The sequence below is a fragment of the Streptomyces sp. NPDC005141 genome (genome assembly GCF_053599975.1).
Map to the genome: position 1 here is coordinate 135,227 of NZ_JBSFYW010000013.1, position 14,002 is coordinate 149,228.

13 protein-coding genes are annotated in these 14,002 nt (G+C 69.7%); 11 read left to right on the forward strand and 2 right to left on the reverse strand.

The window, feature by feature from the left end; genetic code table 11:
• Window positions 1-77: 77 nt before the first annotated feature.
• The 11 genes from ACWD68_RS13485 to pstB all read left to right on the forward strand — a co-directional run bounded on the left by ACWD68_RS13485 (window position 78) and on the right by pstB (window position 11,861).
• Window positions 78-464, forward strand: coding sequence for a GntR family transcriptional regulator (locus ACWD68_RS13485; RefSeq protein WP_451806603.1), 387 nt, complete (start codon window positions 78-80; stop codon window positions 462-464).
• Window positions 461-1,384, forward strand: a complete 924-nt coding sequence (locus tag ACWD68_RS13490) for an ABC transporter ATP-binding protein (RefSeq protein WP_451806569.1) — start codon at window positions 461-463, stop codon at window positions 1,382-1,384. The genes ACWD68_RS13485 and ACWD68_RS13490 overlap by 4 nt, the downstream gene beginning before the upstream one ends.
• Entirely contained in the window at window positions 1,381-2,334 is a 954-nt protein-coding gene (locus tag ACWD68_RS13495) for a hypothetical protein (RefSeq protein ID WP_451806570.1), read from the forward strand. Before ACWD68_RS13490 ends, ACWD68_RS13495 begins: the two co-directional genes overlap by 4 nt.
• Window positions 2,331-3,335 (forward strand): hypothetical protein, encoded by a 1,005-nt coding sequence (locus tag ACWD68_RS13500; protein ID WP_451806571.1) that lies wholly within the window; start codon window positions 2,331-2,333, stop codon window positions 3,333-3,335. Before ACWD68_RS13495 ends, ACWD68_RS13500 begins: the two co-directional genes overlap by 4 nt.
• 316 nt (window positions 3,336-3,651) lie before the next feature.
• Complete coding sequence (locus ACWD68_RS13505) at window positions 3,652-5,883, forward strand: RNA degradosome polyphosphate kinase (protein ID WP_451806572.1); 2,232 nt, start codon at window positions 3,652-3,654, stop codon at window positions 5,881-5,883.
• A complete protein-coding gene (locus ACWD68_RS13510; RefSeq protein ID WP_451806573.1) occupies window positions 5,864-6,937 on the forward strand; it encodes a CHAD domain-containing protein in 1,074 nt (357 codons plus the stop codon). The genes ACWD68_RS13505 and ACWD68_RS13510 overlap by 20 nt, the downstream gene beginning before the upstream one ends.
• Before the next feature lie 10 nt (window positions 6,938-6,947).
• Complete coding sequence (locus ACWD68_RS13515) at window positions 6,948-7,361, forward strand: NUDIX hydrolase (RefSeq protein ID WP_451806574.1); 414 nt, start codon at window positions 6,948-6,950, stop codon at window positions 7,359-7,361.
• Between the two features lie 381 nt (window positions 7,362-7,742).
• Window positions 7,743-8,873: a phosphate ABC transporter substrate-binding protein PstS gene (pstS, locus tag ACWD68_RS13520; protein ID WP_451806575.1), complete on the forward strand. Its 1,131-nt coding sequence runs from the start codon at window positions 7,743-7,745 to the stop codon at window positions 8,871-8,873.
• A 100-nt stretch (window positions 8,874-8,973) separates the two neighbouring features.
• Window positions 8,974-9,981, forward strand: coding sequence for a phosphate ABC transporter permease subunit PstC (gene pstC, locus ACWD68_RS13525; RefSeq protein WP_451806576.1), 1,008 nt, complete (start codon window positions 8,974-8,976; stop codon window positions 9,979-9,981).
• Window positions 9,978-11,036: a phosphate ABC transporter permease PstA gene (gene pstA / locus ACWD68_RS13530; protein WP_451806577.1), complete on the forward strand. Its 1,059-nt coding sequence runs from the start codon at window positions 9,978-9,980 to the stop codon at window positions 11,034-11,036. Before pstC ends, pstA begins: the two co-directional genes overlap by 4 nt.
• Window positions 11,037-11,084: 48 nt before the next feature.
• Window positions 11,085-11,861, forward strand: coding sequence for a phosphate ABC transporter ATP-binding protein PstB (gene pstB, locus ACWD68_RS13535; protein ID WP_385698035.1), 777 nt, complete (start codon window positions 11,085-11,087; stop codon window positions 11,859-11,861).
• Window positions 11,862-12,356: 495 nt separating this feature from the next.
• Here pstB and ACWD68_RS13540 read toward each other — a convergent pair whose 3' ends face one another.
• On the reverse strand, window positions 12,357-13,355 hold the full coding sequence (locus ACWD68_RS13540; protein ID WP_451806578.1) for an anion permease: 999 nt from the start codon (window positions 13,353-13,355) through the stop codon (window positions 12,357-12,359).
• Between the two features lie 7 nt (window positions 13,356-13,362).
• Complete coding sequence (locus ACWD68_RS13545) at window positions 13,363-13,983, reverse strand: DUF47 domain-containing protein (RefSeq protein WP_451806579.1); 621 nt, start codon at window positions 13,981-13,983, stop codon at window positions 13,363-13,365.
• Window positions 13,984-14,002: the final 19 nt, after the last annotated feature.

Below are 14,002 nucleotides of genomic sequence, written 5' to 3' on the forward strand. Positions count from 1 at the left end.
GACGTCACGGACTTGACGGCGGCCACCCCCTTGCACCACCCTTTCACTACTCAATTAGTGAAAGGGTGGTTGTCCGAGTGGTCGCGTACCGCATCGACCGGCGCAGCGGCGTCGCCACCTACGTCCAGATCGTCCAGCAGACGAAGCAGGCCCTGCGCCTCGGCCTCCTCGAACCGGGCGACAAGCTCCCCACGGCCCGCGAGGTCGTGGAAGCCACCGCCATCAATCCGAACACCGTCCTGAAGGCCTACCGCGAGCTGGAACGCGAGGGCCTGGTCGAGGCCAGGCGCGGCCTCGGCACCTTCGTCCGCAGAACGCTCGGCGCCGCCCCGGCGGACTCGCCCCTGCGCGAAGAGCTCGAGGCCTGGGCCCGGAGCGCCCGCACCGCGGGCCTGGACCGCGAGGACGTGGCAGCGCTGTTCAGCTCCGTACTCGACGCACAATTCCCGAAGGGGGACCAGTGAGTTCCACCAGCACCACCCGATCCACCGTCGCCGTCGAGGCGCACGGTCTCACCGTGCGCTACGGCCGGCGCTCCGCAGCAGCGCTGGACGACTGCTCGTTCCGCCTGCCGGCCGGGCGGGTCAGCGCCCTGGTGGGCCCCAACGGCGCGGGCAAGTCGACGCTGCTGGCGGCGGCGGCCGGACTGCTGCGGCCCACCTCCGGCACGCTCACCGTGCTGGGCACCGGCCCGGCCGAGGCACGCGAGAGGATCGCCTACCTCTCCCAGAACAAGCCGTTGCACCCCCAGCTCACGATCGCCGAGACCCTGCGTCTGGGCGCCGAACTCAATCCGGCCCGCTGGGACGCCTCGCACGCCGCGGCGATCGTGGAACAGGGCTCGCTCGACCCCGGGACCAGGGTCAGGAGGCTGTCCGGCGGCCAGCGGACCCGTGTGGCACTCGCCCTCGCGCTGGGCAAGCGGCCCGACCTGATGCTGCTGGACGAGCCGATGGCCGACCTGGACCCGCTGGCCCGCCACGAACTGCTGGGCACCCTGATGGCGGACGCCGCCGAGCGCGGGACCACGGTGCTGATGTCCTCGCACATCGTCGCCGAACTCGCCGACGCCTGCGATCACCTGCTGCTCCTGGGCGGCGGACGCATCCGGCTCGGCGGTGGCCTGGACGACCTGCTCCTCGCGCACACCGTGGTGACCGGACGCGGCACCCCCGCCGACCTCGCACCGCACCTCGTCGTCGAGTCCCGCGCCACCGGCCGGGGTCTCACCGCCCTGATACGCAACGACGGGCCGGTGGACGATCGCTGGGAGTCCGGGCCACCGTCCCTGGAGGAGCTGCTCCTCGCCCATCTGCGCTGCCCCTCGGCCCCGGCGCTGCTCACGCCCGGCACGACCGCGACCCCCGCGGCGGTGACCCGATGAGCGCCACCACCCTCACGTCCCCCGTACGCCGCGCTCTGCCCAGGCCGCGCGGCCTGGTCTGGACGGTCCTGCGGCTGCACCGCACCGCGCTGTGGATCTGGACCGCCTTCGTGGTCCTCACCGCCGGCCTGATGCTGTGGCTGTACGGCCCCGGAGCCGGCCACACGCAGCGTCTTCTCGACACGTTCGGCTACGCGGGCGTGCAACAGGACGCCTGGTCCGCCGGAACCCTGGGCTCTCCCTTCTCAAGCACCTACAACGACCTCTTCTACGACCCGGCCTCCCTGCTCAACATCGCCTCGTTCGCCGTCGCCGTCTTCGCGGGCGGCTCGCTGATCGCCCGCGAACTGGAGAACGGCACCGCCCAGCTGGCCTGGACCCAGTCCGTCACCCCGGCCCGCTGGCTCGCCGCCAAACTGGCGGTGCCCGCGCTGTTCATCACCGTGGGCACGGGCCTGCTGGTCGCGCTCTACAGGATGCTGTGGTCCGCCCACAGCAACCTCCTGCTGGCCGGCATCGGACCGCGCGCCCTGTATTTCGCCCTCGGCCCGGGCACCGTTGCCGCACCGCTCTTCGGTCTGGCCGTCGGCGCTCTCGCCGGTCTCGTGCTGCGCCGCACCCTGCCCGCCCTCGCCGTCGCCGGTCTCGCACAGTCCGCAGTCATCGCGTTCCGCGCCAACTCCTGGCCCTTCCAGGGCAGTTACCAGCAGCCCGAGCTGTCCGTCCGCAGCCGGGCGATCACCTCCACCGGCGCGGAGATCCGCGACCCGGGCTGCTATGAGAGCCGCCCCTGTCTCGCCCGGCACGATGTCGTCGGCTTCACCCGCGAGTACCTCCCCTCCCCCGACTACTGGCCCCGCCAGCTCCTGGAGGCCGGTGTCCTGCTGGCCGCCACCGCGATCCTGGTCGCCGTCGCCTTCGGCGTGCTGAGGAGGACGTCCACCTCATGAGCACCCTGACCGGCCGACGCCCGTCCGGCCCGGCCCCGTACCGCCCGTACCGCCCGTCCGGCCTGACCTGGACCGTGCTGCGCCTGCACCGCACGGCCCTGTACGTCTGGGGCGCCGCCCTGCTCACCGTCGTGGCGGCCCTGATCTGGATGCACGCCATCGGTGGCGACGCCCGCGCGGCCGCCGGCGACTGCTACGCGTCGGACTTCCTGACGGACTGCGGATTCGTCGAGGAGACCGCGGCGGACAGGATCTACGCCTATGGCCTGGCCCTGGTCTCCGCCTGTGTCACGTATCTGATGTACGCGGTCGCGGTCTGGGCGGGTGCCGTGCTGACCGGCCGCGAGCTGGAGAACGGCACCGCTCAGCTGGCGTGGACCCAGTCCGTCACCCCGGCGCGCTGGCTCGCCGCCAGGCTCGCCGTCCCCGCGGTCCTGCTGACGGCGGGCACCACAATGGCGTCTCTGCTCGCCAACTGGACCCGCCGTGCCGGGAACGGAGACCTGTCCGGCGGCTGGTTCATCACGAACGTCTTCGTCTCCTCCGGGCCGGTGGCCGTCGCGTACGCCCTCGCGGGCCTCGCCCTCGGGGCACTCGCGGGCCTGGCCCTGCGCAGGGCCCTGCCCGCCGCCGCGGCCGCCCTCGCCGCGGCATACGTCCTGCACGAGGTGCTGGACAGGTTCCGGATGAGCCTGTGGCCTGCCGAGACGACCACCGGACGGGCCGCACTCCAGTTCCCACACGGCGCCCTGGTCCTCGAACACGGTGCCGTCACCGGCGACGGCGAGCGGCTGAGCACCAACATGGCCTGCGTCGGAACGGACAGCGCCGCAGCCCTCGGGAGGTGTGTGAAGCGGACGGGGCTGACCGATTTCTGGACGACCTATCAGCCGGAGTCCCATTTCTGGCCCCTCCAGCTCGTGGAGAGCGGTCTGCTCCTGGCCGTCGCCGGGCTCGCGACCGCCGCCGCCTTCACCCTGTTGCGCCGTCGCACTCCGTGACCCGCGGCAGCCGCGGCGGGTACGCACCTCACGGGGGTGGGTGCGTACCCGGTTCCCGGGCGTGCAGACGTCCGGGAGCCGCCCCCCGATAGCCCGCACGTCATGTCCTCGTAACCATCGATTCAGGTGACCTTGCGACGCTCAGGGAATGCAGCCCGCCGTGCCCGAGCCTTCTCCCCCGCCGGAGAACGAGTCCTCACCGTCGACGGGGAGTGAGCGTACGCCAGTCATGCGGAACGGGAATTTCCGCATCGCCGCGCTGGCACCCGCCCTCTCCGACGCGCCGGTCTCGCCTTCGGCACGGAAGAATGGGTCCATGAACCAGCCAAGCGCCCAGGCACCCGTGCAGCACCCGCAGCCCTCCGTCGGCTCCATCGCCGCGCATCGTCCGCACACCGTCGCGGCCAACGTCTCCGACCTGGAGCCCGACCTCGACGCCGACCTCGACGAGTACGAGGACACGGTGCAGGACGGGATCATGCTGCCGCAAGGCCGGTTCCTGGACCGTGAGCGCAGCTGGCTGGCGTTCAACGAGCGCGTTCTGGAACTCGCGGAGGACCCGAACACACCCCTTCTGGAGCGCGCCAACTTCCTGGCGATCTTCGCCAGCAACCTGGACGAGTTCTTCATGGTCCGGGTGGCCGGCCTGAAGCGCCGTATCGCCACCGGTGTCGCCACCAAGTCCGCGTCGGGCCTCCAGCCCCGCGAGGTACTGGAGATGATCTGGGCCCGCTCGCGCGAACTCATGGCCCGGCACGCGGCCTGCTACCAGGAGGACGTCGCCCCCGCGCTCGCGGAGGAGGGCGTCCACCTGGTCCGCTGGAGCGAACTGACCGAGAAGGAACAGGCCCGCCTTTTCACACTCTTCCGGCACCAGATCTTCCCGGTCCTGACCCCGCTGGCGGTCGACCCCGCGCACCCCTTCCCGTACATCTCGGGCCTGTCCCTGAACCTCGCCGTCGTCGTACGGAACCCGGTCAGCGGCCACCGCCACTTCGCACGCGTCAAGGTCCCGCCGCTGCTCTCCCGCTTCCTGGAGGCCTCCCCGAACCGCTACGTCCCCATCGAGGACGTGATCGCGGCCCACCTGGAAGAGCTCTTTCCGGGCATGGAGGTCCTTGAGCACCACACCTTCCGGCTCACCCGGAACGAGGACCTTGAGGTCGAGGAGGACGACGCCGAGAACCTTCTCCAGGCCCTGGAGAAGGAGCTCATGCGGCGCCGCTTCGGTCCGCCGGTGCGCCTGGAGGTCGAGGAGTCCATCGACCGGTACGTCCTCGATCTCCTCGTACGCGAACTGAAGATCTCCGAGGCCGAGGTGTACCCGCTGCCGGGTCCCCTGGACCTCACCGGCCTCTTCGGCATAGGAGCCCTGGACCGGCCCGAGCTGAAGTACCCCAAGTTCATCGCGGGCACCCACCGCGATCTCGCGGAGGTCGAGTCGGCGTCCCCGCCCGACATCTTCGCCGCGCTGCGCGAGCGCGACGTCCTGCTGCACCACCCTTACGACTCCTTCTCCACCTCCGTGCAGGCGTTCCTGGAGCAGGCCGCGGCCGACCCGGACGTGCTCGCCATCAAGCAGACGCTCTACCGGACCTCCGGCGACTCGCCGATCGTGGACGCGCTGATAGACGCGGCCGAGTCCGGCAAGCAGGTCCTCGTCCTGGTCGAGATCAAGGCCCGCTTCGACGAGCAGGCCAACATCAAGTGGGCCAGGAAGCTCGAGGAGTCCGGCTGCCACGTGGTGTACGGCCTCGTCGGTCTTAAGACCCACTGCAAGCTGTCGCTCGTGGTCCGGCAGGAGGGCGACACCCTGCGCCGCTACTCCCACGTCGGCACCGGCAACTACCACCCGAAGACCGCCCGGCTGTACGAGGACCTGGGGCTGCTCACCGCCGATCCGCAGGTCGGCGCCGACCTCTCCGACCTCTTCAACCGGCTCTCGGGCTACTCGCGCCGCGAGACCTACCGCCGTCTGCTCGTCGCTCCCAAGTCCCTGCGCGACGGCCTGATCGCGCGGATCAACAAGGAAGTCCAGCACCACAACGCCGGGCGTCCCGCCTTCGTCCGTATCAAGGTCAACTCGATGGTGGACGAGGCACTCATCGACTCGCTGTACCGCGCGTCGCAGGCCGGCGTGCCGGTCGACATATGGGTGCGCGGAATCTGCGCCGTCCGCCCCGGCGTCACGGGCCTGTCCGACAACATACGGGTCCGTTCGGTCCTCGGCCGCTTCCTGGAGCACTCCCGGGTCTTCACCTTCGGCAACGGCGGCGAACCCGAGGTGTGGATCGGCAGCGCCGACATGATGCACCGCAACCTCGACCGGCGGATCGAGGCCCTGGTCAGGGTCACCGACCCGGCTCACCGGGCAGCCCTCAACCGGCTGCTGGAGACCGGCATGTCCGACACCACGGCTTCCTGGCACCTCGGCCCCGACGGCGAGTGGACCCGACACGCGACCGACGCGGATGGCCAGCCCCTGCGGAACGTCCAGGAGATGCTCATAGACGCCCGGAGGCGCCGGCGTGGCACAGCAGCACCTTGATCCCCCCACCAACTCCGCGGCCGGGACGGTCCCCAGGGCAGCCCCGGCCCCCCTCGACGAGGGAGGTGCCCCCATCGGTGACGCCCTGGCGGGTTATCTGCGGGCCCAGGCCACGGAGTTCCTCCGCTCACTGCGCCAGCACCGGGAGACCGGTGCCGCGGCGAGCGGTGCCGGGGGGTCCGGCGACGCGGCGCGTTCCCTGCGCCGCTCCGCCCGCCGCATCAGCGGCAGCCTGCACACCTTCCGGCCGCTGCTCGACGCGGACTGGTCGGAAGGGATGCGGCCCGAACTGGCCTGGCTGTCGGGCACGCTGGCGCGCGAACACGCCTATGCCGCACGCCTGGAGCGGCTGCTCGGCGCGCTGAACCGGCTGTCGGGCACGGCCGCGCTGCCCGCCCAGGCCGGACGGGCCCCGGCCGCGGCCCCCAAGGGCAGTCTGACCGTCGGCGCCGCGAAGGCCGGCGCGCTCCTCGACCGCCAGCTGACGCTCGCGCGGACCCGCGCCCACTCGGCGGCCCTCCAGGCGCTCGGTTCCTCCCGCTTCCACGCCGTCGCCGACAGCGTCGCCGTACTCGCCAGCGAGGTCCCGCTGACCCCGTCCGCGGACTCGGCCGACCTGCGTCCGCTGGCCGCCGCGGCCCAGGACCGGCTGACCGACGCCGTCACCGCGCTGCCGCTGGTCACCGCGGGCCACCCCTACAACGCGGAGGCCCTCGTGCACGGCCTCTCCGCCGACACCGCTCCCCAGCCGCAGGACGCGCCCTGGCACCAGGTCCGGCTGCTGCTGCGGCTGCACCGCTACGCCCGTGAGGTCCTGCACCACGGGGAGTGCCCCCTCGACGTACGCCTGCTCGGTGCCGGCCAGGCGCTCAACCGGCACCGGGACGCGGCGGAGGCGGCGTCCGCCGCGGCGTCGGCGGCCCGCACCCCGCGCATCGCGCCGGCGACGGCGTACGCGCTCGGTGTGCTGCACGCCGACCAGCGGCACGAGGTGGAGGCGGCGCGGTTCGCCTTCCAGCAGGCCTGGCAGAAGGAAGCCGTACGCACCCCTTGAGGGAGACCCCATGGCCGACGACACGATCCAAGCGGCGGGCTGCGTCCTGTGGCGCCGCTCCCCGGTCGACTCCGCGCTGGAGATCTGCCTCGTCCACCGGCCCAAGTACGACGACTGGTCGCATCCGAAGGGGAAGCTGAAACGCGGTGAGGGCTCCCTCGCAGGCGCGCTCCGCGAGGTCGAGGAGGAGACGGGCTACGGCGCCGTCCCCGGGGCGGTCCTGCCCACCCTCCACTACGTCGTCGGCGGCCGGCCCAAGGAGGTCCGCTACTGGGCGGCAGAGGCGGCCGATGGTCATTTCACCCCGAACGACGAGGTCGACCGCGTCCTCTGGCTCTCCCCCGCCTCCGCCCGCCACCGCCTTTCCCAGCCCCGCGACTGCGACCTCGTGGACGCGCTGCTGAACGCGCTGCGTCTGGCCTGACGCCGCCCACGCTCACTCATCGTGGTGAGCACGCCCCTCGCCGGTACTCAAGGGAAAAGTGAGGCGAATGAGGGATGCCGGAAGCATGTGCCGTGCGCAACACGGGCGAACCCGTTCGATTACCTAGAGTTTCCCTCCCGGCCCCCTGAGCCGGGACACGGCCGTGTCCTCGACGTAAGCGTTCCGTGACCTCACCGCACCGCCGTCAGGGGTTCACCCCCCGTTCACTTATGGCCATCGGCGCCTTCACCTGATCTGCCTAATTTCGGCCTTACACGGTGCGAGGGACGTCCTGGACGTTCCCGCCGCATCGCTACAGACCGCATTACACAGACATCGCACGCCGCCACCAGACGGCGGCTCCTGGAAGGAACTCCCGAAGTGAAGCTTCAGCGCATGAACCGGCGGGCCCTCACCCTCGGTGCTCTCGCCGTCTCCGGCGCCCTGGCCCTCACGGCGTGCGGCTCTGACGACACCGGCAACAACAGCGGTGGCGGCAGCTCGGCCCCGGCCAGCAACAACAGCGCCATCAAGTGTGATGACGCCAAGGGTCAGCTGCAGGCCTCCGGATCCTCCGCGCAGAAGAACGCGATCGACGCCTGGGTGAAGGCGTACACGGCCGCCTGCAAGGACGTTCAGATCAACTACAACCCGACGGGCTCGGGCGCCGGTGTCACGGCGTTCACCCAGGGTCAGACCGCGTTCGCCGGTTCGGACTCGCCCCTCAAGCCCGAAGAGGTCACGGCCGCCAAGAAGGTCTGCGACGGCAACCCCGCGGTCGACCTGCCCATGGTCGGCGGCCCCATCGCGCTCGGCTACAACGTCGACGGCGTCGACAACCTCGTCCTGGACGCCTCCACGATCGCCAAGATCTTCGACGGCAAGATCAAGACGTGGGACGACAAGGCGATCGCGGCCCTGAACCCCGACGCGAAGCTCCCCAGCACCAAGATCCAGGCGTTCCACCGCTCTGACGAGTCCGGCACCACGGACAACTTCACCAAGTACCTGAAGGCCGTCGCCCCCTCCGACTGGAGCTACTCCGGCGGCAAGGCCTGGCAGGCCAAGGGCGGCCAGTCCGCGCAGGGCTCCTCCGGCCTCGCCCAGCAGGTGAAGCAGACCTCCGGCGCGATCTCGTACTTCGAGCTCTCCTACGCCGCCGACGGCATCAAGACCGTCGACCTGAAGACGGACGCCCCCGCCCCGGTCAAGGCCACCGTCGAGAACGCCACCAAGGCCATCTCCACCGCCAAGGTCGCCGGCGTCGGCAACGACCTGTCCCTGGAGCTGAACTACAAGCCGACCGCCGAGGGCGCCTACCCGCTCACGCTGGTCACCTACGAGATCGTCTGCGAGAAGGGCAACAAGGCCGACACCCTGGCCGCCACCAAGTCCTTCCTCACCTACATCGCGAGCGAGGACGGCCAGAAGCAGCTGACCGCCGCCCAGTACGCGCCGATCCCCGACGAGATCATCACCAAGGTTCGTTCCACCCTCTCGAACCTGAGCTGACCCGAGTGTGCGGCCCGCCTCGCCGAGGCGGGCCGCACCGTCCGGTGCACCGCCGCCTGGAGCCGCCACTCGATCCGGCTCCGCAGACCGGAGACTCCTGATGGACATATCGACACAGAACACCGAAGCACCTCCCCCGATCCCACCGCCTTCCGATGCCTTGCAGAAGCGTGAGGACCGCGGCGCCACCCGTCCCGGCGACCGCGTCTTCCTCGCGCTCTCCCGCGGTTCCGGCATCCTGCTCCTGGTGATCATGGCCGCCATCGCGGTCTTCCTCACCTACCGCGCCTCCCTCGCGCTCAGCAAGAACGAGGGAAACTTCCTCACCACGTTCGAGTGGAACACCAACGTCGTACCGCCGGTCTTCGGCATCGCGGTGCTGGCCTTCGGCACGGTGGTCTCCGCGATCATCGCCATGGCCCTCGCGGTCCCGGTCGCGGTCGGCATCGCCCTGTTCATCACGCACTACGCGCCGCGCAAGCTCGGCGGACCCATCGCGTACGTGATCGACCTGCTCGCCGCCGTCCCGTCCATCGTGTACGGCCTCTGGGGCGCCATCGTCCTCGTGCCGCACATGACAGGCCTGTTCGGCTGGCTCGACCACTACTTCGGCTGGACCGGCATCTTCGAGTGGCAGGGCGGAGCGCCCCGCTCGATGCTCACCGTCGGCATCCTGCTCGCGATCATGATCCTCCCGATCATCACCAACGTCAGCCGTGAGGTCTTCCGGCAGGCACCGCAGATGCATCAGGAAGCCGCGCTGGCCCTCGGCGCCACGCGCTGGGAGGTCATCCGCATGTCGGTGCTGCCCTTCGGCCGCTCCGGCGTGATCTCCGCCTCGATGCTCGGCCTCGGCCGCGCGCTCGGCGAGACGATGGCCGTCGCCACCGTGCTCTCCCCGACCTTCGAGATCAACGCCAGCCTGCTCGACCCGGGCGGCGGCACCTTCGCGCAGAACATCGCGAGCAAGTTCAACGAGGCCAACGAGTTCGGCCAGGACGCCCTGATCGCCTCGGGTCTCGTCCTGTTCGTCATCACCCTGCTGGTCAACGGCGCGGCGCGCTTCATCATCAACCGCCGCAAGGAGTACTCGGGGGCCAACGCATGAGCAACGCACCCGTCACCGGCAAGCACGCAAGCAGCCTGCGCGGCGGCAGCCTCCCCAAGTGGTCCGCCTGGGCCATCGCCGCGGGCGCCCTCGCCTTGGCCGCCGGCATCGGTCTGGCCGCCGGCCTGGACAGCAAGGTCCAGTGGGGCCTGATCGCCGCGATCCTCTTCGTCCTCGGTACGTACGTCATCGCCGCGCGCGTCGAGGGCCGCCGACAGGCCAAGGACCGCGTCGCCACCAACCTGGTGTGGGCCTGCTTCATCATCGCCGTCGTCCCGCTGGCCTCCCTGATCTGGGAGACCGTCAAGCGCGGCGTGAAGGCCTTCGACATGTACTTCCTGAGCCACTCCATGGGTGTGATCGCCGACAACGAGCCCGGTGGCGGTATCTACCACGCGCTCCTCGGCACCCTGGAGCAGGTGGGCATCGCGACCCTGATCGCCGTGCCGATCGGTGTCCTCACCGCGATCTACCTCGTCGAGTACGGACGCGGCAAGCTCGCCAAGGCGGTCACCTTCTTCGTCGACGTCATGACGGGCGTCCCGTCGATCGTCGCCGGCCTGTTTATTCTCAGCCTCTGGATCCTGATCCTCGACATGGGCTACTCCGGTTTCGCCGGCGCGCTCGCCCTGTCGATCCTGATGATGCCCGTGGTGGTCCGCTCCACCGAGGAGATGCTCAAGCTCGTCCCGAACGAGCTGCGCGAGGCCTCCCTCGCGCTCGGTATCCCGAAGTGGCGCACCATCATCAAGGTGGTTCTGCCGACGTCCATCGGCGGTATCACGACGGGTGTGATGCTCGCCGTCGCGCGTATCGCCGGTGAGACCGCTCCCGTGCTGCTGTTGGTGTGGGGTACGAACTTCATCAACAACAACCCGTTCGACGGCCCGCAGGCCTCGCTCCCGCTGTACATCTACCGGCAGTACAGCGCGGGAACCGACGTGGCCACCGACCGAGCCTGGGCGGCGGCACTGGCGCTCATCCTCTTCGTCATGATCCTCAACATGGGTGCGCGCGCCATCGCACGCTGGAAGGCACCCAAGACGGGCCGCTGACGCGGCCGATCAGCGACCCGAACCTTCGCGAAAGAAGCAGTGATTGACATGGCCAAGCGAATCGACGTAAGCGGCCTCACCGCCTACTACAGCGCCCACAAGGCGATCGAAGACATCTCCATGACGGTCGAGCCCCGCTCGGTCACGGCCTTCATCGGCCCCTCCGGCTGCGGCAAGTCGACCTTCCTGCGCACCCTGAACCGGATGCACGAGGTCACCCCCGGCGGGCGGGTCGAGGGCAAGGTGCTGCTGGACGACGAGGACCTGTACGGGAGCGGCATCGACCCCGTCGCCGTGCGCCGCACCATCGGCATGGTCTTCCAGCGTCCCAACCCCTTCCCCACGATGTCGATCTTCGACAACGTGGCGGCGGGCCTCAAGCTCAACGGCTCCTACAAGAAGTCCGAACTCGGCGACATCGTCGAGAAGTCCCTCAAGGGCGCGAACCTCTGGAACGAGGTCAAGGACCGGCTGAACAAGCCCGGGTCCGGCCTGTCCGGCGGTCAGCAGCAACGTCTGTGCATCGCGCGGGCGATCGCGGTGGAGCCGCAGGTCCTCCTCATGGACGAGCCCTGCTCGGCCCTGGACCCGATCTCCACCCTCGCCATCGAGGACCTGATCGGTGAACTGAAGGAGCGCTTCACGATCGTCATCGTGACGCACAACATGCAGCAGGCCGCCCGCGTCTCCGACCGCACCGCGTTCTTCAACCTGTCCGCGGTCGGCCAGCCCGGCCGCCTCATCGAGATAGACGACACGGAGCGCATCTTCTCCAACCCGTCCGTCCAGGCCACGGAGGACTACATCTCGGGTCGCTTCGGCTGACCGGACCACCTCCCGAAAACCCCTCGCGGTGCTGCATGGCGGTGCCACCGCGAGGACGAGAAGGGCCCGCCCCCGGCTCCCGGGGGCGGGCCCGCTCGTTATTCACCCCCTGCCGCCGACCGTCCGGCTCCCCGCCCCACCCGACGGCCGCAGTTTCGGCGTGATCGCTCTGTCCACCCCATCCGGGTCCGGCCCATCGGGGTCCGGCCCATCGGGGTCCGGCCCATCCAGTCCACCTCAGACGGGTCCGGCCCATCCGGTCCGCCCCATCCAGGCCCGACCCATCCAGGCCCGACCCATCCGGGTCCGGCGCACTCTCGGCATCACCCAGCCCGTCCGGCGTTTGAGGACGAGGCCGTTCGGGCCGAAGCGGGGTCCGGGGGCGCAGCCCCCAGGGTCGGGAAGGGCAGGGGCGGAGGGGGCGAGAAACACCGAGGGCCGGCCCAGAAGGACCGGCCCCGTGAAGTCTGGGCACCGCAGGAGCGACCCCCGCTCCTACAGGAACGCCAGGTTCACAACCCAGAAGCTGGCCGCCGCGACGACCGCCGCCGCCGGCATGGTGATGAACCAGCCGAGGACGATGTTCTTGGCGACACCCCACCGCACGGCGTTCACCCGCTTCGTCGCGCCGACACCCATGATCGCCGAGGTGATGACATGGGTCGTGGAGATCGGCGCCTTGAAGAGGTAGGCCGACGCGAACATGATCGACGCACCGGTCGTCTCGGCGGCGAATCCCTGCGGCGGATCGAGCTCGATGATCTTCCGTCCGAGCGTCCGCATGATGCGCCAGCCACCCGCGTACGTCCCCAGCGACAGCATCGCCGCGCAGACGATCTTCACCCAGACCGGGATCGGGTCGTTCGGCCCCTGTTCGCCGGCGATGACCAGCGCCATCACCACGATGCCCATCGTCTTCTGGGCGTCCTGAAGGCCGTGCCCGAGCGCCATGCCGGCGGCGGACACCGTCTGCGCGATACGGAAGCCGCGCTTGGTCTTGTGCGGGTTGGACCGCCGGAACATCCACATGATCGCGGTCATCACGAGATAGCCGACGAGCAGGCCGATCACCGGCGAGAGGAACATCGGGATGATGACCTTGTCGAGCAGGCCGTTCCAGTAGACGGTCGTGCCACCGGCCAGCGCCGCGCCGACCATGCCGCCGAACAGGGCGTGCGAGGACGAGGACGGCAGACCGAAGTACCAGGTGATCAGGTTCCAGGTGATCGCGCCGACGAGCGCCGCGAAGAGGATGCCCATCCCCTTCGAGCCCTCGGGCGTCTGGATCAGCCCCTCACTGACGGTCTTGGCGACCCCGCTGCCGAGGAACGCGCCGGCGAGGTTCATCACCGCGGCCATGGCGAGCGCGGCCCGCGGCGTCAGGGCACGCGTGGAGACGGAGGTGGCGATGGCGTTCGCCGAGTCGTGGAAGCCGTTCGTGTATGTGAATCCGAGCGCGACCCCAATGGTCACGATCAAAGCGAAGGTGTCCATGAACGGGTCAGGACTCCTTGACGGCGATGGTCTCCACCGTGTTCGCCACGTGCTCGAACGCGTCGGCCGCTTCCTCCAGCACGTCCACGATCTGCTTGAGCTTCAGCACCTCGATGGCCTCGTACTTGCCGTTGAAGAGCATGGCGAGCAGCTTGCGGTGGATCTGGTCGGCCTGGTTCTCCAGACGGTTGACCTCGATCCAGTACTCGGTGAGGTTGTCCATGGTCCGCAGGTTGGGCATGGCCTCGGCGGTGAGCTCCGCGGCCCGCGCCAGCACCTCGATCTGCTGCTCGACGCCCTTGGGCAGGTCCTCGACGTTGTAGAGGACGACCAGGTCGACGGCCTCCTCCATGAAGTCCATGATGTCGTCGAGGGAGGAGGCGAGGTTGTAGATGTCCTCGCGGTCGAAGGGCGTGATGAAGGAGGAGTTCAGCTGGTGGAAGATCGCGTGTGTCGCGTCGTCACCGGCGTGCTCCGCGGCCCGCATACGCTCTGCGATCTCGGCCCGGGCGGACGCGTCCGCCGCGAGCAGTTCCATGAGGAGTTTCGAGCCCGTGACGATGTTGTCCGCGGATGCGGAGAACATGTCGTAGAAGCTCGTCTCCCTGGGGGTCAGACGAAAGCGCACGTTGGGGTCCTCGGGGTGC